The sequence below is a fragment of the Streptomyces sp. UW30 genome (assembly GCF_008042075.1).
In the GTDB taxonomy this organism is placed as follows: domain Bacteria; phylum Actinomycetota; class Actinomycetes; order Streptomycetales; family Streptomycetaceae; genus Streptomyces.
The window spans coordinates 455,508-477,481 of sequence record NZ_RDBN01000005.1 but is presented as its reverse complement, the minus strand read 5'-3'; the positions used below and the strand labels follow the sequence as shown (position 1 = coordinate 477,481).

23 protein-coding genes are annotated in these 21,974 nt (G+C 70.7%); 13 read left to right on the top strand and 10 right to left on the bottom strand.

Translation table 11 applies throughout. The features are described from left to right. Positions 1-162: 162 nt before the first annotated feature. The 4 genes from EAO75_RS03865 to EAO75_RS03845 all read left to right on the top strand — a co-directional run bounded on the left by EAO75_RS03865 (position 163) and on the right by EAO75_RS03845 (position 2,148). On the top strand, positions 163-387 hold the full coding sequence (locus tag EAO75_RS03865; RefSeq protein WP_147993576.1) for a hypothetical protein: 225 nt from the start codon (positions 163-165) through the stop codon (positions 385-387). A gap of 241 nt (positions 388-628) precedes the next feature. Beyond that, on the top strand, positions 629-1,270 hold the full coding sequence (locus tag EAO75_RS03855; RefSeq protein WP_147993574.1) for a TetR/AcrR family transcriptional regulator: 642 nt from the start codon (positions 629-631) through the stop codon (positions 1,268-1,270). A gap of 197 nt (positions 1,271-1,467) precedes the next feature. Beyond that, a complete protein-coding gene (locus EAO75_RS03850) occupies positions 1,468-1,695 on the top strand; it encodes a DUF3107 domain-containing protein (protein WP_147993573.1) in 228 nt (75 codons plus the stop codon). A gap of 183 nt (positions 1,696-1,878) precedes the next feature. After that, on the top strand, positions 1,879-2,148 hold the full coding sequence (locus tag EAO75_RS03845) for a hypothetical protein (RefSeq protein WP_147993572.1): 270 nt from the start codon (positions 1,879-1,881) through the stop codon (positions 2,146-2,148). A 92-nt stretch (positions 2,149-2,240) separates the two neighbouring features. Here EAO75_RS03845 and EAO75_RS03840 read toward each other — a convergent pair whose 3' ends face one another. Beyond that, positions 2,241-2,996 carry a ferritin-like fold-containing protein gene (locus EAO75_RS03840; protein ID WP_187284295.1) on the bottom strand — a complete coding sequence of 252 codons (756 nt, stop codon included), beginning with the start codon at positions 2,994-2,996 and terminating at the stop codon, positions 2,241-2,243. Between the two features lie 473 nt (positions 2,997-3,469). On the opposite strand from EAO75_RS03840, the gene EAO75_RS03830 reads away from it, so the two are divergent. After that, positions 3,470-5,962 (top strand): DEAD/DEAH box helicase, encoded by a 2,493-nt coding sequence (locus EAO75_RS03830; RefSeq protein ID WP_147993569.1) that lies wholly within the window; start codon positions 3,470-3,472, stop codon positions 5,960-5,962. A gap of 155 nt (positions 5,963-6,117) precedes the next feature. Further along, positions 6,118-6,999, top strand: a complete 882-nt coding sequence (locus tag EAO75_RS03825) for an alpha/beta fold hydrolase (RefSeq protein ID WP_147993568.1) — start codon at positions 6,118-6,120, stop codon at positions 6,997-6,999. Here the strand turns inward: EAO75_RS03825 and EAO75_RS03820 are convergent. After that, positions 6,996-7,889 carry an NYN domain-containing protein gene (locus tag EAO75_RS03820; RefSeq protein WP_147993567.1) on the bottom strand — a complete coding sequence of 298 codons (894 nt, stop codon included), beginning with the start codon at positions 7,887-7,889 and terminating at the stop codon, positions 6,996-6,998. The genes EAO75_RS03825 and EAO75_RS03820 overlap by 4 nt on opposite strands. A 205-nt stretch (positions 7,890-8,094) precedes the next feature. On the opposite strand from EAO75_RS03820, the gene EAO75_RS03815 reads away from it, so the two are divergent. Further along, on the top strand, positions 8,095-8,247 hold the full coding sequence (locus EAO75_RS03815; protein WP_093747204.1) for a hypothetical protein: 153 nt from the start codon (positions 8,095-8,097) through the stop codon (positions 8,245-8,247). 101 nt (positions 8,248-8,348) lie between these two features. Here the strand turns inward: EAO75_RS03815 and EAO75_RS03810 are convergent, their stop codons facing one another. From EAO75_RS03810 to EAO75_RS03800, 3 genes are all read right to left on the bottom strand, one after another. Continuing rightward, positions 8,349-8,954, bottom strand: coding sequence for a MarC family protein (locus EAO75_RS03810; RefSeq protein ID WP_147993566.1), 606 nt, complete (start codon positions 8,952-8,954; stop codon positions 8,349-8,351). A 113-nt stretch (positions 8,955-9,067) separates the two neighbouring features. After that, complete coding sequence (locus tag EAO75_RS03805) at positions 9,068-9,925, bottom strand: PHP domain-containing protein (protein WP_147993565.1); 858 nt, start codon at positions 9,923-9,925, stop codon at positions 9,068-9,070. Positions 9,926-10,138: 213 nt separating this feature from the next. After that, positions 10,139-10,780, bottom strand: coding sequence for a DUF6758 family protein (locus EAO75_RS03800; RefSeq protein WP_147993564.1), 642 nt, complete (start codon positions 10,778-10,780; stop codon positions 10,139-10,141). A 184-nt stretch (positions 10,781-10,964) separates the two neighbouring features. Between EAO75_RS03800 and EAO75_RS03795 the strand changes: the two genes are divergently transcribed. After that, complete coding sequence (locus EAO75_RS03795; RefSeq protein WP_147994276.1) at positions 10,965-12,191, top strand: MFS transporter; 1,227 nt, start codon at positions 10,965-10,967, stop codon at positions 12,189-12,191. 41 nt (positions 12,192-12,232) lie between these two features. On the opposite strand, the gene EAO75_RS03790 is transcribed toward EAO75_RS03795, so the two are convergent. After that, positions 12,233-12,817 carry a suppressor of fused domain protein gene (locus EAO75_RS03790; protein WP_147993563.1) on the bottom strand — a complete coding sequence of 195 codons (585 nt, stop codon included), beginning with the start codon at positions 12,815-12,817 and terminating at the stop codon, positions 12,233-12,235. A gap of 509 nt (positions 12,818-13,326) precedes the next feature. On the opposite strand from EAO75_RS03790, the gene EAO75_RS03785 reads away from it, so the two are divergent. Beyond that, positions 13,327-14,442 carry a magnesium and cobalt transport protein CorA gene (locus EAO75_RS03785; protein WP_147993562.1) on the top strand — a complete coding sequence of 372 codons (1,116 nt, stop codon included), beginning with the start codon at positions 13,327-13,329 and terminating at the stop codon, positions 14,440-14,442. 33 nt (positions 14,443-14,475) lie between these two features. Continuing rightward, positions 14,476-14,988: a hypothetical protein gene (locus EAO75_RS03780; RefSeq protein ID WP_147993561.1), complete on the top strand. Its 513-nt coding sequence runs from the start codon at positions 14,476-14,478 to the stop codon at positions 14,986-14,988. Between the two features lie 4 nt (positions 14,989-14,992). Here EAO75_RS03780 and EAO75_RS03775 read toward each other — a convergent pair whose 3' ends face one another. Next, on the bottom strand, positions 14,993-15,739 hold the full coding sequence (locus EAO75_RS03775; RefSeq protein ID WP_147993560.1) for a hypothetical protein: 747 nt from the start codon (positions 15,737-15,739) through the stop codon (positions 14,993-14,995). A gap of 222 nt (positions 15,740-15,961) precedes the next feature. On the opposite strand from EAO75_RS03775, the gene EAO75_RS03770 reads away from it, so the two are divergent. From EAO75_RS03770 to EAO75_RS03760, 3 genes are read left to right on the top strand one after another with little or no spacing between them, the layout of a single operon-like run. Next, a complete protein-coding gene (locus tag EAO75_RS03770) occupies positions 15,962-17,269 on the top strand; it encodes a magnesium transporter MgtE N-terminal domain-containing protein (protein ID WP_147993559.1) in 1,308 nt (435 codons plus the stop codon). After that, complete coding sequence (locus EAO75_RS03765; protein ID WP_147993558.1) at positions 17,259-17,870, top strand: DUF1003 domain-containing protein; 612 nt, start codon at positions 17,259-17,261, stop codon at positions 17,868-17,870. The genes EAO75_RS03770 and EAO75_RS03765 overlap by 11 nt, the downstream gene beginning before the upstream one ends. 43 nt (positions 17,871-17,913) lie before the next feature. Then, positions 17,914-19,047 carry an Mrp/NBP35 family ATP-binding protein gene (locus EAO75_RS03760; protein WP_147993557.1) on the top strand — a complete coding sequence of 378 codons (1,134 nt, stop codon included), beginning with the start codon at positions 17,914-17,916 and terminating at the stop codon, positions 19,045-19,047. A 153-nt stretch (positions 19,048-19,200) separates the two neighbouring features. On the opposite strand, the gene EAO75_RS03755 is transcribed toward EAO75_RS03760, so the two are convergent. The 3 genes from EAO75_RS03755 to EAO75_RS03745 form a co-directional block, all read right to left on the bottom strand. Next, complete coding sequence (locus EAO75_RS03755) at positions 19,201-19,944, bottom strand: hypothetical protein (protein WP_147993556.1); 744 nt, start codon at positions 19,942-19,944, stop codon at positions 19,201-19,203. Positions 19,945-20,096: 152 nt separating this feature from the next. Next, entirely contained in the window at positions 20,097-20,534 is a 438-nt protein-coding gene (locus EAO75_RS03750) for a sec-independent translocase (RefSeq protein ID WP_147993555.1), read from the bottom strand. 217 nt (positions 20,535-20,751) lie between these two features. Then, positions 20,752-21,974, bottom strand: a 1,223-nt coding sequence (locus tag EAO75_RS03745; protein WP_147994275.1) for a S1C family serine protease, incomplete at its 5' end; no start/stop codon positions are given.

Genomic DNA, 21,974 nt, shown 5'->3' with positions numbered 1-21,974 from the left:
AAGTCACCCGGGGCTCTTCCGAATCGCCCGCGGATCCGCCGCGCATCGCATAGCGTCCGGAACGGGTGTCTCCTAGGCTCGTACGCAGGGCACCCGGATGTGGACCCCTGCCTCATCCAGGGACGTCGTCCCCTCGGGGACGTTCTAGGAAGGGAGCCCGCCATGGCCGTCGATCCGACCGACCCCGACACGTTCGTGGACGACGACACCGACGAGTCCGAGGAGTTCGACGTCGAGGCCCCGTCGGCGGACGCGGCCGAGCAGCACGCCGATGTCCGGCGCGACCGCGACGACCCGCTGACCGGCGAGGACCAGGACCGGGCGAACGAGGCCGATCTGATCGAGCAGGCACGCGTCGTCTCCATCGACGAGGACGACTACCGGTGACATCGGCCGGCCCCGGAGGCCGCCGAGCACGAACGAAGGTGCAACGGGACACGGAAGAGTGTGCCGCTGAGCAGGAGAGAGGCCGCCGGCCGCCCGCTCTGCCCCGGTTTCAAACCCTGTGCGCGACTTTCGCCGCCGTCCGGTCCGTGAAATTCTGCGCTCGCACCGCGCACACCAGGGTTACCGAAAAGTACGATGGCCGCGCGGCGCACACCGCATGTGGACGACATTGGGAGGCGGCGTGACAGCCATCGAGCAGACAGAGGCGGCACGCCCGCGGGGCACGCGCCTGCCGCGCCGTGCCCGACGGAACCAGTTGCTGGGCGCCGCCCAGGAGGTCTTCGTCGCGCAGGGCTACCACGCTGCCGCGATGGACGACATCGCCGAGCGCGCCGGCGTCAGCAAGCCGGTGCTCTACCAGCACTTCCCGGGCAAGCTCGACCTCTATCTCGCACTGCTGGACCAGCACTGCGAGTCCCTGATCCAGGCCGTACGCCACGCGCTCGCGTCGACGACCGACAACAAGCAGCGCGTACGGGCGACCATGGACGCGTATTTCGCGTACGTCGAGGACGACGGCGGCGCCTTCCGCCTGGTCTTCGAGTCGGACCTGACGAACGAGCCGGCGGTGCGCGAGCGCGTCGACAAGGTCACGAACGAGTGCGCCGAGGCGATCTGCGACGTCATCGCAGAGGACACCGGCCTCTCGCGCGCCGAGTCGATGCTGCTGGCCTCCGGCCTCGGCGGCCTCGCGCAGGTGGTGGCCCGCTCCTGGCTGCACAGCGACCGCAGCGTCCCGCGCGACCAGGCGGTGCAGCTGCTGACGTCCCTGGCGTGGCGCGGCATCGCGGGCTTCCCCCTGCACGGCAGCGAGCACCACTGACGAGCACGACTGATACGCGGCTGACCCGCGACGCACGCGCGCGTGGCGTCCACCGGGCGGTCACGATCGTTTGTTCCCGTCCGTTGTTCGCTCCTGGCGTTCTTGGGCGGAGCGTGCGCGTCCCCTCACCGGGCTAATGTGTGCTGGGTACGGCGCGGAAGGTCGCGCACTTCACTGACCGTCGGAGGGACATAGCCGTGGAGGTCAAGATCGGCGTGCAGCACGCGCCCCGCGAGATCGTTCTGGAGAGCGGTCAGAGTGCCGAGGAGGTCGAGCGGGCGGTGTCCGAGGCACTGGCCGGGAAGACGCAGCTGCTGAGCCTCGTGGACGAGCACGGCCGCAAGGTCCTGGTCCCGGCCGACCGCCTCGCCTACGTGGAGCTCGGTGAGCCGGCTCCGCGCAAGGTGGGCTTCGGCGCGCTGTAGAAAGGCGCACCGCCTGCACAGGCATCACGAGAGGGGCCCGGCGACCACGGTCGCCGGGCCCCTCTCGTGATCTCCACGGATGGAGCACAGCTCGCCCACACAGGAGGATTGCATTCCGCAGGTCAGGGGTATGACGGGCTACGACCGTTTCGAGCAGGCCGGCCGTGTGGGAGGGACCCCAACATGCTCTTGGAAGCGATCAGCTCCGCGATCCTCGGCCTGGCCCTGGCATGGGCAGCCGCACGCCGCCTGCCGCACCGCCTGCCCGCCCGCTCGCTGGTCCTCCCGACGGGTGTCGCCGGCGCCCTCTTCGGCGCCTTCATCACGCACACGGCGCTCGACTTCGGCAACCTCTTCGTGATCCTCATCGGCGCGGCGATCGTCTCCGCCGCCTCTCTCTCCCTGCTGGTACGCCCGGCGGGAAGACTGAGCCGCCACTCGGCGACCGCGTAGACCGGCCGCCGAAGTCCTGACGCCCACTTCTCAACGCCGGTCGGCACGCTCAGCCCGCCTGGGGGCCGCAGGCCCCCAGGCGAAGCGGCCGGCTACGCCGCCAGACCCAGCGCAGCCATCCGCTTCGTGTGCGCCTCAGTGATCCGCGAGAACATCTTCCCGACCTCGGCAAGATCGAACCCGTCCGCGACCCCGCCCACGAGCATCGTCGACAAGGCATCCCGGTCGGCGACAACCCGCTGCGACTGGGACAACGCCTCGCCCATCAAGCGCCGGGCCCACAGCGCGAGCCGCCCACCCACACGCGGATCCGCGTCGATGGCCGCCCGCACCTTCTCGACGGCGAAGGACGCGTGCCCGGTGTCGTCGAGCACGGCCAGCACAAGACCCCGCGAGTCGGAGTCGAGCCGTGCCGCGACCTCCCGGTAGAAGTCGCTGGCGATCGAGTCACCGACGTACGCCTTGACGAGGCCCTCCAGCCAGTCCGAGGGCGCCGTCTGCTTGTGGAACCCGTCCAGCGCGGCGACGAACGGCTCCATCGCGGCCGTCGGCTCGGCCCCGATCTCGGTCAGCCGGTCCCGCAGCTTCTCGTAGTGGTGGAACTCGGCCGACGCCATCTTCGCCAGCTCCGCCTTGTCCGCCAGCGTCGGCGCCAGCTTGGCGTCCTCCGCCAGCCGCTCGAACGCCGCCAGCTCCCCATAGGCCAGCGCGCCGAGCAGGTCCACGACAGCGGCCCGGTACTGCGGATCTGCGGAGGCCCGCGCCCAGTCCTGGGCGGCGACCCCGGTGTGTTCGACGGCGGTGTCGGAGGCGTCAGCGGTGTTGTCAGGCGTCGTCATGAAGCGCACAATAGCCCGCTCGTCGCGTCACGGAAGTCCCTGGTCAATCACTGTGACGCCGACTACGTGACCAATTCGGCCATCGCATGTGCGCGTTTCCGGGGTATGGTGGTAATGCGCCCGCTGAGTACTCAGACGTACTTCGACGGGCCGCACGTTATGAGGATGCCCGGTCGGTGGCCCGATCGGCTCCGACCCGACAGCCCTCCCCGGCCGTACGGCACTCTGCGTACGACGACCGGAGGGACACCCTCAGCGGTACGAGCGCTAGAGCGTCGGCAGTGGTCCCGTGTCCTACGGCCAATCCGTATGGCAGCCGACGTCCCCGGCACGGTCCGTCAACGACCCCCTCGCTCGCCTCGCACCGCGCACACAGAAGAGGCAGCACCCTGACTACGACTTTCCGAGAGCTCGGAATCCTTCCCGAGACCGCCGAGGCCCTTGAGGCCGTCGGCATCATCAACCCCTTCCCCATCCAGGAGATGACCCTCCCCGTCGCCCTCTCCGGCACGGACGTCATCGGCCAGGCCAAGACCGGCACCGGCAAGACGCTGGGCTTCGGTCTCCCGCTCCTGGAGCGCGTCACCGTCCCCGCCGACGTCGAGGCCGGCCGCGCCGAGCCCGAAGCGCTCACCGACGCCCCGCAGGCGCTCGTCGTCGTCCCCACGCGCGAGCTGTGCACCCAGGTGACGAACGACCTGCTGACCGCGGGCAAGGTCCGTAACGTCCGCGTCCTCGCCATCTACGGCGGCCGGGCCTACGAGCCGCAGGTCGAGGCCCTGAAGAAGGGCGTCGACGTCATCGTCGGCACCCCGGGCCGACTGCTGGACCTCGCGGGCCAGAAGAAGCTCAACCTCAAGCACATCAAGGCGCTCGTCCTCGACGAGGCCGACGAGATGCTCGACCTGGGCTTCCTGCCCGACGTCGAGAAGATCATCAACATGCTGCCGGCCAGGCGCCAGACCATGCTGTTCTCGGCGACCATGCCGGGCGCGGTCATCGGCCTCGCGCGCCGCTACATGTCGCAGCCCACGCACATCCGCGCCACCGCGCCGGACGACGAGGGCGTGACGGTCGCGAACATCGCGCAGCACGTCTACCGCGCGCACAACATGGACAAGCCGGAGATGGTCTCGCGCATACTGCAGGCCGACGGCCGGGGACTGGCCATGGTCTTCTGCCGTACGAAGCGCACCGCGGCCGACCTCGCCGACCAGCTCCAGCAGCGCGGCTTCGCGTCCGGCGCGGTCCACGGCGACCTCGGCCAGGGCGCCCGCGAGCAGGCGCTGCGCGCGTTCCGCAACGGCAAGGTGGACGTCCTCGTCTGCACCGACGTCGCCGCCCGCGGTATCGACGTCGAGGGCGTGACGCACGTCATCAACTACCAGTCGCCGGAAGAGGAGAAGACGTACCTGCACCGCATCGGCCGTACGGGCCGCGCGGGCAACACGGGTACGGCGATCACCCTCGTCGACTGGGACGACATCCCGCGCTGGCAGCTGATCAACAAGGCGCTGGAGCTGAGCTTCAACGACCCGCCGGAGACGTACTCCACGTCCCCGCACCTCTTCGAGGAACTGAAGATCCCCGCGGGCACGAAGGGTGTCCTGCCCCGCTCGGAGCGCACGCGCGCCGGGCTGGCTGCGGAGGAGGTCGAGGACCTCGGCGAGACCGGCGGACGCGGTGCACGCGGTCGCGCCGGCCGCGGCGGCCGGGACGAGTCCCGCTCGTCCGCGCCGGACCGCGAGCGCTCGGCGCGTACGCCCCGTCGCCGTCGCCGTACGCGCGGCGGAGCCGTGCTGGACGCCGCGTCGGCACCCGGCGCCGTTACCGCGACGCCGGACGAGGCGGCCGAGGCCACCACGGCGGAGTCCGTCACGGGATCGCGCACCCCGCGCCGCCGTCGCCGCACCCGCAACGGAGCGCCCGCGGAGCAGGCCGTCACGGCCGTGTCCACGGACGCCGCGGAGGCTGCCGTGACGACGGCCGAGGGCCCGTCCCTGGACGCCGCCGAGGAGACCGCGGCGAAGCCGCGCCGCCGCCGTACGCGCAAGTCGGCGGAGCCGCAGGCGACTTCGGCCGAGGCCGCTCCGACGCCGGAGGCCGTGGCCGCACCCGAGGCCGCGAAGGTCTCGGAGGCCGTGCAGGCCTCCGAGCCCGCTACGGCCCCGGAGGCCGAGGCCAAGCCGCGCCGCCGCACCCGCAAGGCGACGGCTGCCGCGCAGACCGCTGCCGACACGGCCGAGGGCACCACCGTGACCGCGGAGGAGGCCCCGGAGGCGGAGGCCAAGCCGCGCCGCAGCACCCGTAAGGCCACGGCCGCCGCGGAGGCGGTCGTCGACACGGCCGAAGCCACCGAGGCCAAGCCCAAGACGCGCCGCACCCGCAAGACCGCGGCGCCCGCCGAGGCCGCCGAGATCCCGGCCCAGACGGTCCAGGAGCCGGAGGCCGCCGAGGCCAAGCCACGTCGTACGCGCAAGGCGGCCACCGCGGCGGAAGCGGCCGTCGACACGGCCGAGGCCGCTGAGGCCAAGCCCAAGGCACGCCGCACCCGCAAGGTCGCCGCGACCGCCGAGGCCGCCGTGGACACGGCCGAGGGCACGGAGGCGAAGCCGCGCCGTACCCGCAAGGCCGCCGCCACCGCTGCGGAGCCGGAGGCCGTCGAGGCCAAGCCTCGTCGGACTCGCAAGGCCACCGCGGCTGCCGAAGCCGCCGTCGACACGGTCGAGGCGACGGAGGACAAGCCCAAGGCACGCCGCACCCGCAAGACCGCGGCGTCCGCCAAGGCTGCCGAGACCGCCGACATCCCGGCCCAGGCCACGCAGGAGCCGGCGACCTCGGAGGCCCCCGCGCCTCGTCGCCGTACCCGCAAGGCCGCGGCGACGGCGGAGCCCGCCGACGGCTCGGCCGAGGTGAAGCCCAAGGTGCGCCGCACCCGCAAGGCCACCGCCGCCACGGAGCCCGCGGAGAGCTGATCTCCCGCACGACGGCCCGGCCCCACCGCACGTGGGACCGGGCCGTCGGCATTCCCGGGACCGACGCCGCACGATCTCGACCGTGCCTGCTCGGCGGATCCGGCCCCGTCCGGCCTCCCGACGCAACGCTCGGTGGCACCGGTTACCCTCCCCCCGTGACCACCGAACCCGCCTTCACGCCGCCCCCGAACGTCCGCGCCTACCCCCTCCAGACCACCCGCGGCACCTTCGCCGTGGTCGACTCCCCCGTCGCCCCCGGCGTCCGGCCGCGTGGTGTCGGTCTGCTGCTTCCCGGGTTCACCGGCAGCAAGGAGGACTTCACGCTCATGCACGAGCCGCTCGCGGCGCGTGGTTACCGCACGATCGCCGTCGACGGTCGCGGCCAGCACGAGTCGGACGGGCCGGAGCACGACGAATCCGCGTACGCGCAAAACGAGTTGGCCCGCGACGTCCTCTCCCAGGCGGCGGCCCTCGGCCCCCTGGACGCCCCCCTGCACCTCTTCGGCCACTCCCTGGGCGGCCAGATCGCCCGCGCGGCCGTCCTCCTCGACCACACGCCCTTCCGTTCGCTGACCCTCATGGCGTCGGGCCCCGCACAGATCTCCGACTCCCAGCAGCAGCGTGTGAAGCTGCTGAGGGACGCGCTCGGGGTGATGACGATGGCCGAGACCTGGGAGGCGATCCGCGCCATGGGCCCGCCCGAGGAGGTCGGCGGCCCCGCCCGCGGCATCGGCGGCGAGGACCTGCTGCGCCGCCGCTGGCGCGGCACGAAGCCCGCCCAACTCCTCGCCACAGGGCGTCAGTTGTCCACGGAGCCGGACCGCGTCGACGAACTCGCCGCCCTCCCGCTCCCGTTCCACGTCCTGTCGGGCGCCAGCGACGACACCTGGCCGGTCCCGGTGCTCGACGACATGGCCGTACGGCTGAACGCCCGCCGCACGGTCGTCCCCGGTGCCGAGCACTCCCCCAACGCCGACCAGCCCCTGCTCACCGCCCGGGCCGTCGCCGACTTCTGGGACAGCGTCACTGCCGCCTAGTACTGCGCCTGAAGGTGCTCCCAGAACCCGTCCCGCAGCGCCCGCCGCAGATCCGACTGCCCCCGCAGCGAGTACTGCAGCAGTCCCTCCGCCTCCACCAGCAGGTCCTGGTCCACCGACCCGGGCAGATACGGATGCCCGGGCAACAGCTCCACGAGCGACTCCCGTCCGCGCGCCGCGAGCCACTTCGCCGCGATCTGCGCGCCGACGAACCGGACGTCCTCCCGCGTCGGCCGGGCCCCCGCGGCCTCGTACGCGGCGGCCGTGCGACGGGAGACGTAGGGCTTGAAGAATTCGAGGTCGAAGGTGCGCTGGCTGTCGACCTCCCACAGCAGCGGCTCGGCCTGGTTGCGGCCCTCCGGCGCCTCGATGCCCCACAGGTGCACCCGCGCCCCGTACCCCTGCGCCGCCTCGACCGCCGACACCAGGTCCTCGTCCCCGCCGAGCAGGGCCGCGTCGCTGATGGCGCGGTGCCTGGCCAGGGACTCCAGGTCGGTCCGGATCAGTGAATCGACGCCCTTTTGCTGGTTGTTGGCGTTGAGGTTTCCCAGCCGCACCTTCACGTCGGGGAGTTCGGCGATCGACTGCTGCTCGGCGGTGTGGATGCGGCGCCGCGCGCCGTCGTACCAGTAGACCCGCAGCAGCCTGCTGTCCGCGAAGATCGTGCGGGCCCGGTCGATGAGCGCCTCGATCAGGCCCTCGGCGTCCAGGTCGAAGGCGCGGCGGTCCTCCGTCCCGGAGACCAGCCGGCCCGCGGCCGCATACAGATACCCCGCGTCGACGAAGATCGCATGGGTCGAGGGCGTCTTCGCCACCTCGGCGAGCATGCGTTGCAGCAGCTCGTTGGTGCGGTCGATGCGGGCGGTGAGTGCGCCGAGGTCGTCGTTCATTGCCTCCATTGTCCCGGCGGTCACGCTGCGAACACAACCGGTCCCGGTCGGTCTCCTCTTGATCACCCGGCAGCCACTACCGGCGGGTAGTTAGCCGTTCGAAAAATTTCTTTAGCGTAGGGAATGTTTGTAACGTGAAGCACGTTGACTCCCTGTGTAACCAAGTAGTTCTCCGTTGGAGGATGACCAGACGAAGGGAGAAGCCATGCGCTTCGAAATCATGCGACTCGACGAGTTCGACGGCACCCCCGTGGACAGCACCGTCGTGGACGCCGCCTCCGTCAACAGGATCGTTCAGCAGGCCGCCGCGACGGGGCAGCGGCTGTGGATCCGACCCGCCGAGACCACGGCCTCGTAACAGCCGCGGCTCCACCGCAGAAGCTTCGAAGCCCCCGTACGCCACTCACGGCGTACGGGGGCTTCGCGCATACGGAGACCGAAGCGCCCCGGACCAGCGGCTCAGGCTCCCTGGATCACCTGGGTGACCCCGTTGATGATCTGCTGCACGGCGATCGCGGACAGCATCATGCCCGCGAGTCGCGTCACCAGGACCACGCCGCCGTCCTTGATGACCCGGATGATCAGCAGCGAGTACCGCATCACGACCCACAGCACGACATGGATGGCGACGATCGCCGACCACACCGACACCTGCATGGCGACGCTGTCGGCCTTCTGCACGGCGAGGATGACCGACACGATCGCACCCGGCCCGGCCAGCAGAGGCATGCCCAGCGGGACCAGGGCGACATTGACGTCCTTGGTCTGCTTCGGCTCGTCCGTCTTGCCGGTGAGCAGGTCGAGCGCGATCAGCAGGAGCAGCAGCCCGCCCGCGATCATCAGCGCGGGCACGGAGACGTGCAGGTAGTTGAGGATCTGGTGGCCGAGGAGCCCGAACACCGTGATCACACCGCCCGCCACACAGACGGCCTGGAAGGCCATCCGCTTCTGCACCTTGGCCGGGCGGCCGGCGGTGAGCGCGAGGAAGATCGGGGTGATCCCGGGGGGATCCATGATGACGAACAGGGTCAGGAACAGGGAGCCGAAGACGGCGACGTCGAACATGGGTGCCTTGCGAAGTGACGAAACGAGCGGACGTGAGCGTGCGAAGCCGTCGCGAGCCTGCGGGACGGACGCGAACGCGGAGAAAACAGAGGTGAGCGTGCGGGGTGCGGGCCTCAGGCTCCGCCGGTCCCCGGCACGGGAAACGCCCCGGTGGCGCGCCGCGTGATCTCGCCGTACACCTCGGGATCCGTCGTGTACTCGCCGAGCACGCAGGTCTTGCGGCTGCCGTGGTAGTCGCTGGACCCGGTCGGCAGCAGCCCGAGCTCCTTCGCCAGCCCGCGCAGCCGGGCGCGGGTGTCGGGGTCGTGGTCCATGTGGTCGACCTCGATGCCGTCGAGCCCGGCCGCGGCCAGCTCGGCGATCGCGGACTCCGGAACGGTACGGCCGCGCTTGCTCGCCGCGGGGTGCGCGAAGACGGCGACGCCGCCCGCGGCCTTGACCAGCCGGAGCGCCTCGAACGGGTCGGTCTCGTGCTTCTCCACGAAGGCCCGGCCGCCGTCGGCCAGCCAGTCCTCGGTGAAGGCGTCGCCCACGGTCGGGACGACCCCGAGCTCGACCAGCGCGGAGGCGACGTGCGGCCGGCCGACCGATCCGTCGCCGACGATCCGCAGCACCTGCTCCCAGGTGACGGGCACGCCCAGCTCGTTGAGCTTGGCAACCATGCCCTGGGCTCGCGGCACCCGGTCGTCGCGCACCAGCTCACGCTCGGCGAGCAGCGCGGGCTCCTCCGGGTCGAAGAGGTAGGCCAGCATGTGCATGCTGACGCCGTCGATACGACAGGACAGCTCGGCGCCGGTGACGAGGGTGAGCCCTTCCGGCAGCGCGGCAATGGCCTCGGCGTACCCCCGGGTCGTGTCGTGATCGGTGAGCCCCACGACGTCCAGCCCGGCCGCGGCGGCGTTACGCACCAGCTCGGTCGGCGTGTCCGTACCGTCGGAAGCGGTGGAGTGGCTGTGCAGGTCGATACGCACGACGCGAACTCCAGTCGGTGACGGCAGGAAGGGGACGCCTAAGGATACCCAGATTTTCAACGACCCCTGTCACACCCGAACCGCCGAGTGCCCCTTACATCAGCCCACCCAGGGGCGCGGGGCTGTGTCTATACGCGGCTCCGCCGCGTGGGCGCGACCAGCCACCGACGCTCCGCAGCCGCCCCTCAAGAGCACACCCCACCCTCGCGGGTGCTACGGCTCGAGCAAGCGCGGCGACAACGCTCCGCAGGGCACCAGCTCTATCTCGGCCCCCGCGTCCCGCAGATCCGTCAGCACCAGCTCGTCGTACATCAGCAGCCCCGACTGCTCGGGCCACATGACCGCCCACAGCCACATCCCGAGCGCCTCCCCCGCGAACACGGCACGGTCGTCGGGCGTGCCCGACACATGCCACAGCGGCGTGGGGCGCCCGGCGGCGAGGACCTTGGCCTGGGGCGGCTTCTCGACGTTCATGTATGCCCCGGGGTCCGGCCCGTCGATACCCGCGTAGCGCGCGCCGAGACCGACACCGAGCTCCTCGGCGACCAGGATCAGCTCCCCCATGCCGCCGAGCGGTCCGGGCCCGGAGCAGGCCACCGCGGTCGCTCTGCCGCCACTGCGGTCGTCGCCCGCGCTGGCGACCCCGGTGAACAACCAGCCGATCGGCAGCGGCCACGGCATCCAGACCGGCACCTGAGTGCGGTGCACGACCACACCGAGGGCCTCGACGCTGGGCGGGATCACGGGCTGCACCGGATGCACGGTGCCGTGCACGTCGCACTGCCAGGTGTCGGCGAAGAGTCCGGGAGCCCTGACCCGGCCACCACACTTCGGGCAACTGGGTTCGCCCCTCATAGGCCCCCACGGTCCTACCCCTTCTGCGTCACGTCAAGGACGATCACCCGTCCGGGCGGAACCGGGCCAGGAAACCCGGGCCCCCTTCCAATATAGATGTAGCTTGCATTAATTAGACTAGCTAACGTATTCTGTGTATCCACCAACCACCCTGTCCGGATCGGAGAACGGCATGGCGAACGGTATGGACCCCTTCGACGCGGGAGCGGGCGGCCTTCTGCGGCAGCCGCGGGCCGTGTGGGCGACCGCGGGCGCGTCCGTCGTGGCCTTCATGGGCATCGGACTCGTCGACCCGATCCTGCCGTCCATCGCCGGCGGGCTGAACGCCACAGCCGGCCAGGTCTCCCTGCTCTTCACCTCGTACTTCCTCATCACCGCCGTCGCGATGCTGGTCACCGGCTTCGCCTCCAGCCGGATCGGCGGCCGCAGGACCCTGCTGCTCGGCCTCGCGTTCGTGGTGGTCTTCGCCGGGCTCGCCGGCACGTCCGGATCGGTCGGCGAACTGGTCGGGTTCCGGGCGGGCTGGGGGCTCGGCAACGCGCTCTTCGTCTCGACGGCCCTCGCGGTCATCGTCGGCGCGGCGGCGGGCGGCAGCGCGGCGGCGATCCTGCTCTACGAGTCCGCCCTCGGCCTCGGCATGGCGTGCGGACCGCTGCTGGGCGCGCTGCTCGGCGACGCCAGCTGGCGCTACCCGTTCTTCGGTACGGCCTTCCTGATGGCCGTCGGCTTCCTGTGCATCGCGGCGTTCCTGAAGGAGCAGCCGAAGCCGGCCCGCAAGACCTCGCTGCTGGATCCGCTCAAGGCCCTCGGCCACGGCGGCCTGGCGTCCGCGGCGGTCTCGGCGTTCTTCTACAACTACACGTTCTTCACCGTGCTGGCCTTCACGCCGTTCGTGCTGAACATGAGCCCGTACCGGTCGGGCGCGGTGTTCTTCGCCTGGGGCCTGCTGCTGGCGGTGTTCTCGGTGATCGTGGCTCCGCGGCTGCAGAAGCGGTTCGGTTCGCTGAAGGTGCTCGGCGGTTCGCTGGTGCTGCTCGCCGCGGACGTGCTGGTCCTCGGCTACGGCGACCACACCACCGCCGTCGTCTGCACGATCCTTTCCGGCGCCTTCATCGGCGTGAACAACACCGTCTACACGGAGCTGGCCCTCGGCGTCTCGGACGCGCCGCGCCCCGTGGCCAGCGCGGGCTACAACTTCGTGCGCTGGTTCGCGGCGGCGGCAGCGCCCTACTTCGCGCCGAGGATCGAGGAGTGGACCGGCAGTCTCCGCATCCCGTTCGTGGTGGCAGCGGTCACGGCCGTGGCGGGCGCACTCGTGGTGGTCGTACGGCGCAAGTCGCTCACAACCGAGGCGGAGGAACTGGAGAGCAGGCACGCGAGCGAGGACAGCGTCGCCGTATTTGCCAACTGACGCTTTTCGGCCACCGGTTGGTGAGGTTGCTCACGCCTCGGTCAGTCCAGCGGGACGGATGTGCGGGACGGATCCCTCAGGTCCGTCCCGTTCGTCAGCCAGCGCTCCTGGAGGGCCTGGGCGCCGTGCACCCGCTTCCAGGCGGCCTCGTTCGGCGTCATGGGGAGCAGCGGCAGGAAGTGCACGGGGTCGAGGGGCTCGTCGAGTTCCAGGTCCTCCACCAGGCCGCCCGGCTCGGCGACCAGGACCGAAGTGAAGGGGGCGCCGGGCCAGAGCGGTTCCCCGACGTCCAGGGAGGCACCCGGCGCCACGATCAGCCCCTCCACCTGCGGGGACGCGGCGAGCACGGCGAGTGGGCGGAGCACCTTGTCGGTGTCGGCGAGCCCGGCGCGAACCGAGAGGACCAGCTCCGCGCGGGCGCCCTTGACCGGGTCGGCGACCACCGCGGTGGGGTCGTTCATGGGCTGCGCGGACATACCGAGCGTGGCGTAGCGGACGATGTCGCCCTCCTGGAAACGGAGCACCTCGATGCGGTCCGTACCGAGGAAGGTGACCGCCGCACGCGCGCCCGGTTCGCCCAGCGCGGAGCGCAACCGGGCCTCGACCAGAGGAAGAACATCAGCCATGCGGCGAGCATAGAACTCGTCAGTACCCGGCAAAGCAGCGCCTTGACACTTCTGTCGGCTGATACTCTTGCCCGGTGTTCGGGACAGCATGCATAAGCGTCGCGATCGAATCCCGACACCGAGATTGACTCCCCTACGGGGAACCCCGAAAGGGGTATGGAACGTCCCTCACGAGGGACCGGCCGGAGGAGGTGGGGCTGCTATGGATCGAAGTCGACCGTGCAGTACCACACGCTCTTCCCGCCGCTGATGTAGCTGATTCGGCTGTTCCGGCTCCGGCTGACCGCCGCCTTTCACGCTCGCGTCCTCATGCGGAAGAGCACTTCGTTTCGCTTTGCCTGATCGGTCTGATCTGAATCAGCAACGAAGCCCATATCACCGCGACGGTGCGGTGCTCCCCGCTTTGTGGACGTGCCAAACATCCTGAGGTCAGGACGTCCCCATTCCGGGTAGTTCCAGCCGTGCTGCGGCCCTCCGAGCTTCGTTGCCCGTTGCGAAGGAGCCTGCTCATGTCGATGATCCGCGATCTGCGTGCCGTGGTCCGCCCGTCCCGCGTCTCGCTGCGCAAGGACAACGGCGCCTACGACACCACCCGCGACCCGGCGACGCCCTCGGCCGTCGTCGACTGCGCCGTCTACCGGCACGGCGCCCGGGTCCAGAGTCCGGGGCCCCTCACCCCGCACGAGGCGATGCGCCGGGTGCGCCGGGACGGCGGCTTCGTCTGGATCGGTCTGCACGAGCCGACCGAGGCCGAGTTCGCCGGTATCGCAAGCGAGTTCGGGCTGCACCCGCTGGCCGTCGAGGACGCGGTGCAGGCGCACCAGCGCCCGAAGCTGGAGCGCTACGACGACTCGCTGTTCACCGTCTTCAAGACCATCCACTACGTCGAGCACGACGAACTCACCGCCAACAGTGAGATCGTCGAGACCGGCGAGGTCATGTGCTTCACCGGACGGGACTTCTTCATCACCGTCCGGCACGGCGGGCAGGGCTCGCTGCGCGCGCTGCGGCACCGCCTCCAGGACGACCCCGAGCTGCTCGCCAAGGGCCCGTCGGCGGTGCTGCACGCCATCGCCGACCATGTCGTCGACGGGTATGTGGCCGTCGCCGACGCGGTGCAGGACGACATCGACGAGGTGGAGACCGAGGTCTTCTCGCCGGGGCGCAAGGGCTCGCCGCGCGGTACGGACGCGGGGCGGATCTACCAACTCAAGCGCGAGGTGCTGGAGTTCAAGCGCGCGGTCTCGCCCCTGCTGCGGCCCATGCAGCTGCTGAGCGAGCGGCCGATGCGGCTGATCGACCCGGACATCCAGAAGTACTTCCGGGATGTCGCCGACCACCTGGCCCGGGTGCAGGAGCAGGTCATGGGCTTCGACGAACTGCTGAACTCCATCCTCCAGGCCAACCTGGCGCAGGCGTCCGTCGCGCAGAACGAGGACATGCGGAAGATCACCTCGTGGGCCGCGATCATCGCCGTACCGACGATGGTGTGCGGTGTGTACGGGATGAACTTCGACTACATGCCGGAGCTGCGCTGGAAGTTCGGGTATCCGATGGTGCTCGGGATCACTGCGGTGATCTGTATCGGTATCCACCGCACGCTGAAGCGCAACGGCTGGCTCTGAGCGGTCGGGTCACCGCTGGATAGTCTTGGGGCCATGACAAGCGAGCTGCTCGACCAGGCCCTCGTCGAGGAGGCCACGAAGAAGTCCGGCCTCATCTGGGTCGCCGGACCCGGGGTCCCGGCCCGGGCGCTGTGGCACGTGTGGCACGAGGGTGCGGCGTGTGTCGTCGGCGACGGCCCCGGTGAGCAGCCGCTGCCGGGGCTGGCCGACGGGGGCGAGGCCGAGGTGACGGTCCGCAGCAAGGACAAGGGCGGCCGGCTGGTCTCCTGGGCGGCGAAGGTCGTCGAGCTCGCGCCGGACTCCGAGGAGTGGGAGGCGACGGTCGCCGAGCTGAAGGGCAAGCGCCTGAACGCCCCCGACGGCGAGGCCATGCCGGCCCGCTGGGCACGTGAGTGCCGGGTGCTGCGGCTGGAGCCGACGGGAGCCACCGCACCGCTGCCGGACGGCTCCCTGGCCGAGGCGCCGCTGCCGTCCCCGGCGACCACACGTCAGCCGATCCCCGCGGGGCTTCCGCGGCTGCTGCTGAAGAAGAAGCGGCGCGGCTAGCCGCTCACGACGTCGGCAGTTGCTTGCCGTAGTCGACCGTCTCGCCCTTGCTCGGCTTCGCCAGGGCGAAATCCTCACCCCAGGCGGAGAAGGTCAGGGTGCCCGCGCCGCCCGCCCGGGTCAGCAGGAGCGGGTACGGGGTGCCCTCCAGGGAGACGTCGAGGGTGCCGCCGGAGCCCTTGTCGCCGGTGATGCGGATCGTGCGGACGCCCGCCTGCTCGTAGTGGCCGTCGGTCGCCAGCTTGCCGTGCAGCGTCAGCAGGCCGTCGATGAGCACGCCCTTGTCGGTGAAGCCGCTGAACTTCTTGTACGCCGGGTCGCCCTGCGGCACCTTCACGAACTTGCCGTTCAGCTTGTCCACTGCGGCGGCGTCCGCCTTGCCGTCGTTGCCCGCGTCGCTCCAGAAGCCGGCGTCGGCCTTCAGATACAGCTGTTCGCCGATCCGCAGCAGCTGGAACGTGGAGCCCTGCGCGGTGACCGACCCGGTCGCACCGTCGGCCTTCAGCTGCATGTCGAGTTTGTAGGTGCGCCCACTGGTGACGACGTTCCCGGTGAGGTGCACCGCTTCGGCGGAGACCGCGGCCGTACGGGTCTTGCGCTGGATCTCGGCGGGCGGCAGCTTGCCGACGCCGTTGGTGCCCTCGTCCGGGTCCTCACTGCATCCCGTCAGTCCCATTCCCGACACGACCAGGGCGCACATGGCGGTCACCAACGCTGCCCGGCGCGTACGACCCTGGGGAATCGCAGTCACAGGTGGGGCTGCCTTTCTGTCGTGGGACCTGAGCGGCGTACGCAGCGTACCGGCCCGTCACCACCCCCGCGGAGCCAGTCCGTCCGCACCTCTCACCAGGGCGTATCGGATCCGGACGGGCTAGCCTGAAGCCCAACCGAGCGGGCAATTCGGATATGCGGCACGGTCAGCGCAGCCGCGACAGCACCAGTGCACACCCCGCACGCAAAGGAGCCTGAAGCCATGGCAGCCGGCGCTCCCCGGATCTTCGTCTCGCATCTCGCCGGCATCGCCGTCTTCGACCCGAACGGCGACCAGGTGGGCCGCGTGCGCGATCTGGTCGTCATGCTCCGCGTCGGCCGACGCCCCCCGCGGCTGCTCGGCCTCGTCGTCGAACTCTCCACCCGGCGCCGCATCTTCCTGCCCATGACCCGCGTGACCGGTATCGAGTCCGGCCAGGTCATCACCACCGGCGTGCTCAACGTCCGCCGCTTCGAGCAGCGCCCCACCGAGCGCCTGGTCTTCGGCGAGCTCCTCGACCGGCGCGTCACCCTCGTCGAGACGGGCGAGGACGTCACCGTCCTCGATCTGTCGGTCGGGCAGCTGCCGGCCCGCCGGGACTGGGAGATCGACAAGGTCTTCGTCCGCAAGGGCGGCAGGAGCGGCCCGCTGCGACGGGCCAAGGGCGAGTCGCTGACCGTCGAGTGGTCCGCCGTCACCGGCTTCTCCCTGGAGGAACAGGGACAGGGCGCGGAGAGCCTCCTCGCCACCTTCGAGCAGCTGCGCCCCGCCGACCTCGCCAACGTCCTGCACCACCTCTCCCCCAAGCGCCGCGCCGAGGTCGCCGCCGCCCTCGACGACGACCGCCTCGCCGACGTACTCGAAGAGCTCCCCGAGGACGACCAGATCGAGATCCTCGGCAAGCTGAAGGAGGAGCGCGCCGCCGACGTCCTGGAGGCCATGGACCCGGACGACGCGGCCGACCTGCTGGGCGAGCTCCCGCCGGACGAGCAGGAGCGGCTGCTGAGCCTGATGGAGCCCGCCGACGCGGCCGACATGCGCCGCCTGATGGCGTACGAGGAGCACACGGCCGGCGGTCTGATGACGACCGAGCCGATCATCCTGCGCCCCGACGCCACGGTCGCCGACGCCCTCGCCCGCGTCCGCAACCCCGACCTGTCCCCCGCGCTCGCCGCCCAGGTCTACGTGTGCCGCCCGCCCGACGAGACGCCCACCGGCAAGTACCTCGGCACGGTCCACTTCCAGCGCCTGCTGCGCGACCCGCCGTACACCCTGGTCAGCGCGCTGCTCGACGAGGCCCTCGAAGCCCTGGAGCCGGATGCCGCGCTGCCGGTGGTCGCCGGGTTCTTCGCGACGTACGACATGGTCGCGGCGCCCGTCGTGGACGACTCCGGGTCGCTGCTGGGCGCGGTCACCGTGGACGACGTACTGGACCACATGCTGCCCGAGGACTGGCGGGAGACGGAGTTCCACCTGGACGAGGAGCCCGGCGGGGGCGCGGGCGAGGGGGTGTCGGCGCATGGCGCATGAGCGTGAGAGCACGCGCGAGCGCACAGCGACGGGCGCCACCGCGGCCTCCCGGGCGCCCCGCGCGCGCCTCGACCAACCCCGCCCGCCGCGCCGCCGCATCCTGCCCGAGTGGGACCCGGAGGCCTTCGGACGGCTCTCGGAGCGCATCGCGCGCTTCCTGGGCACCGGACGGTTCATCGTCTGGATGACGGTCGTCATCATCGTGTGGGTGCTGTGGAACATCTTCGCGCCCGGCGACCTGAAGTTCGACGAGTACCCGTTCATCTTCCTGACCCTGATGCTCTCGCTCCAGGCCTCGTATGCGGCCCCGCTGATCCTGCTCGCGCAGAACCGGCAGGACGACCGCGACCGGGTCAACCTCGAACAGGACCGCAAGCAGAACGAGCGGTCTATCGCCGACACCGAGTACCTGACCCGCGAGATCGCCGCCCTGCGGATCGGCCTGGGCGAGGTGGCCACCCGGGACTGGATGCGCTCGGAGCTCCAGGACCTGACCAAGGAGCTGGAGGAGCGCCACAACGGTCACCGGCACAACAGTCACCACGAGCACGGGGTATTCCCGGCAGATCGGTCGCGCGGACGTGACGTAGACGACCGCTGACGGGCTTACCGGGGCATGGCTACCGCGCCGTACCATCGTCCTTATGGCTACGGAAGACGCGGTGCGCGAAGCACTGGCGACGGTGAACGACCCCGAGATCAACCGCCCCATCACGGAACTCGGGATGGTCAAGTCGGTGGAGATCGGTGCGGACGGTGCGGTCGCGGTCACCGTGTACCTGACGGTCTCCGGCTGCCCGATGCGCGAGACGATCACGCAGCGCGTGACGGACGCCGTCTCCGCGGTCGAGGGCGTCACCCGCGTCGACGTCACGCTCGACGTGATGAGCGACGAGCAGCGCAAGGAGCTGGCGAACGCCCTGCGCGGCGGCACCGCCGAGCGCGAGGTCCCCTTCGCCAAGCCCGGCTCGCTGACCCGCGTGTACGCGGTCGCCTCCGGCAAGGGCGGCGTCGGCAAGTCCTCGGTGACGGTGAACCTGGCGGCGGCGATGGCGGCCGACGGCCTCAAGGTGGGCGTCGTCGACGCCGACATCTACGGCCACAGCGTGCCGCGGATGCTGGGCGCGGACGGGCGTCCGACCCAGGTCGAGAACATGATCATGCCGCCGTCCGCGAACGGCGTGAAGGTCATCTCCATCGGCATGTTCACGCCGGGCAACGCCCCGGTGGTCTGGCGCGGCCCGATGCTCCACCGCGCGCTGCAGCAGTTCCTGGCGGACGTGTACTGGGGCGATCTGGACGTCCTGCTGCTCGACCTGCCCCCGGGCACGGGCGACATCGCGATCTCGGTGGCCCAGCTGGTCCCGAACGCGGAGATCCTCGTCGTCACCACGCCTCAGCAGGCGGCCGCCGAGGTCGCCGAGCGGGCCGGCTCCATCGCCGTCCAGACCCACCAGAAGATCGTCGGCGTGGTCGAGAACATGTCCGGCCTGCCCTGCCCGCACTGCGGCGAGATGGTCGACGTCTTCGGCACGGGCGGCGGCCAGTCCGTGGCCGACGGCCTCACCCGCACGACCGGCGCGAACGTCCCGGTCCTCGGCAACATCCCGATCGACGTCCGCCTCCGCGAGGGCGGCGACGAGGGCAAGCCGGTCGTCCTGACGGACCCGGACAGCCCGGCGGGCTCGGCCCTGCGAGCGATCGCGGGCAAGCTGGGCGGCCGGCAGCGGGGCCTGTCGGGCATGTCCCTGGGCATCACGCCGCGCAACAAGTTCTGAGAACGCCCTCCGGGGGAGCGCCCCGTCAGGGGCGCGGGGAACCGCGCGAGCAACCCACCACGACCCGCAGCCGCCGATGACACCGAAGCCCCCACGACGAAGGGGCGCCGAATCCCAACGGCGCCCCTCATCACTTCGGCTCAGCCCCGCCGGCTAGGCGTACGCGCTGATGTCCTTGATCACGGCGAAGCCGAGCCCATACGCGCTCATCCCCCGCCCGTACGCCCCCACGTGCACGCCCGCCTGAGTGGACCCGGCAAGCACCCACCCGAACTCGGACTCCCGGTAATGGAAGGGCGTAGGCACCCCATCCACCGGCAGGGACAACGTCGACCACGCCGCCCCGGCCAGATCGTCGGCCAGGGCCCACGCGGTCTCCGTCTGCTGCTCCAGCCAGTCGTCCCGCAGCGAGTGATCCATCTGCCCCGGCCAGGTGAACGTCAGCAGCCCCACCCCCGCGAGCCACGCCGCCGAGGACACCGACGTGGCCTCCAGCAGCCCCGTGCCGTCCGCGCTGCGCCGGGAGGGATTCGCGGCGACGGTCACCACGACCGCGAACTTCTCCCGGTCCTCCGTCGACTCGCTCCGCACGGAGGGCTCGTCCCCGTGTCCGATCGATCCGTGTTCCACGGCCCCGTCGGCCGCCGTCCCGACCTGCATCAGCCAGCGCGGCCCCGTGAAGGCCTCGTCAAGGCCGTACCACGGGAAGGGCGCCAGCAGGTAGCCGTCGACCGTGCGCCGGGCAGAGGGGAACTGCTGTCCGCTCTCCGCGGCCGTGTCCTGCGCGACTGCGCGACTCGTCGTCTGACTCGTCGTCTCCATGTGCCCGGACGCCTCCTCGCTCTCGCCGGACCAGCCCGGCCCGCCCCCCTTCGGGCGTACTCGTCCGGTCCGCACAACAACTCGGCAGCATAGCCACACCGCTTCGAGCAGCAGGGAAACCGCCCGGCGCGTGGGGCGCGCGGAGGGCGGGTTCTGGCCGTGTGCGACCCGGGCGGAGTATGAGAAGCGTCACGTACGAGTGGTGTCCGCTCCCGTGTTCGTACGGCTCAGGTGGCGTCCGCGTCGTAGGGCGGGCGCTCCTCACGGGCGGTCTCGGGCTTCTTCGTCATGTCGATGCTGCCGCCCGAGGAGCCGGACGAGGACGAGGACGACGACTCCGACTCACGGCTGTGGACGGCGTCGGTGACCTCGGCCATCTCCTTCTTCAGGTCGAAGCCGTTGCGGATCTCCTTGAGCCCCAGTTCGTCGTTGTCCATCTGCTTGCGGATGAACGTCTTGGGGTTCAGGTCCTCGAACTCGAAGTCCTTGAATTCCGGGCCGAGTTCCTGCCGGATGTCCTGCTTGGCGCTGTCCGAGAACTCGCGGATCTTGCGGATCGTCCGCGTGACGTCCTGGATCAGCTTCGGGAGCTTGTCCGGACCGAAGACGAGCACGGCGAGGACGATGAGCGTCACCAGCTCGAGCGGTCCTATGTCATTGAACACCTGAAGCTCCTTGCGATGTCCTCGGTCCTCGGCCCTCGGCGGTCTTCCGTGGTCCGGGCCGCATCCACGGTACCCGGCGATCCGCTACGACCGGTACTGTCCCGAGGCCTCCGAATGCGGGTGATCGTGCGGTTTTCCGGGTTGTTTGCCTTGTCAGAGCCCATACGGGGGCCTGAGACGAGGTGCAGTGTGACGTTTCTGTGAGTCTCGGCCCCGATCAGCCCCCGCCCGACGAGCCCAGCGTCAGCGAGATCGTGATCTCCTTGCCGCCGCGCTCCAGGGTCAGTGCGAGCCGGTCGCCGGGGCGATGGGCGCGGGTCTTGACGATGAGTTCCTCACCGGAGTGGACGCGCTGGCCGTCGACCTCGGTGATGACGTCGCCCGGCTTGATGCCGGCCTTGTCGCCGGGGCCGCCGCCGGTGACCGCGGCGCCGCCGTCGCTGCCCTTGGTGCCCACGCGGGCGCCGTCGCCGGCGTAGTCCATGTCGAGGGTGACGCCGATGACCGGGTGGGTCGCGTGGCCGGTGTTGATCAGCTCCTCGGCGACGCGCTTGGCCTGGTTGACCGGGATGGCGAAGCCGAGGCCGATGGAGCCGGCCTGACCGGCGTCGAGGTCGGAGCCGGTGTCGGCGGAACGGATCGCGGAGTTGATGCCGACGACACGGGCCTGGGCATCGAGGAGGGGACCGCCGGAGTTGCCGGGGTTGATGGGCGCGTCGGTCTGCAACGCGTCCACGTACGACACGTCGCTCGCGTCGCTCTCGCCGCCGGCCGTGATCGGCCGCTCCTTGGCGCTGATGATGCCGGAGGTGACGGTGCCCTCCAGGTCGAACGGGGCGCCGATGGCGACGACCGGGTCGCCGACCTGGACGTTGTCGGAGTTGCCCAGCGGCAGGGGCTTGAGGCCGCTGACGTCGGAGACCTTGACGACGGCGAGGTCGTAGCCGCTGTCGCGTCCGACGACGGTGGCCTTGGCGGTGTCGCCGCTGTGGAAGGTCACGGATATCCGGCCGTCGTCGCCCGCGGGTTCGACGACGTGGTTGTTGGTGAGGATGTGCCCTCGGTCGTCGAGCACGAAGCCGGTGCCGGTGCCCTGCTCCTCGCTGCCGCTCACATGCAGGGTCACGACACTGGGCAGTGCGCGCGCCGCGATCCCGGCGACGCTGTCCGGCGCCCGCCCGACGGACTCGGCCCCTGCCTGCGGCAGCTCGACGTCCCCCATGCCACCGTTGCGCTCCAGATACGCCCCCACGACACCTCCGACGCCGCCGGACACCAGCGCCAGCACCAGCGCCCCGACGAAGAGCACCCTCTTGGCCCGCTTGCGCCGCTGCTGCTTAGTGGCGACACCGACGCCGGGCGAGACGATGCCGGTCACGCCGGACGCGGGGCCGGGAGGCTCGGCCGGTGACGTGATCTTCGCCGACGGCGATTTCGAGC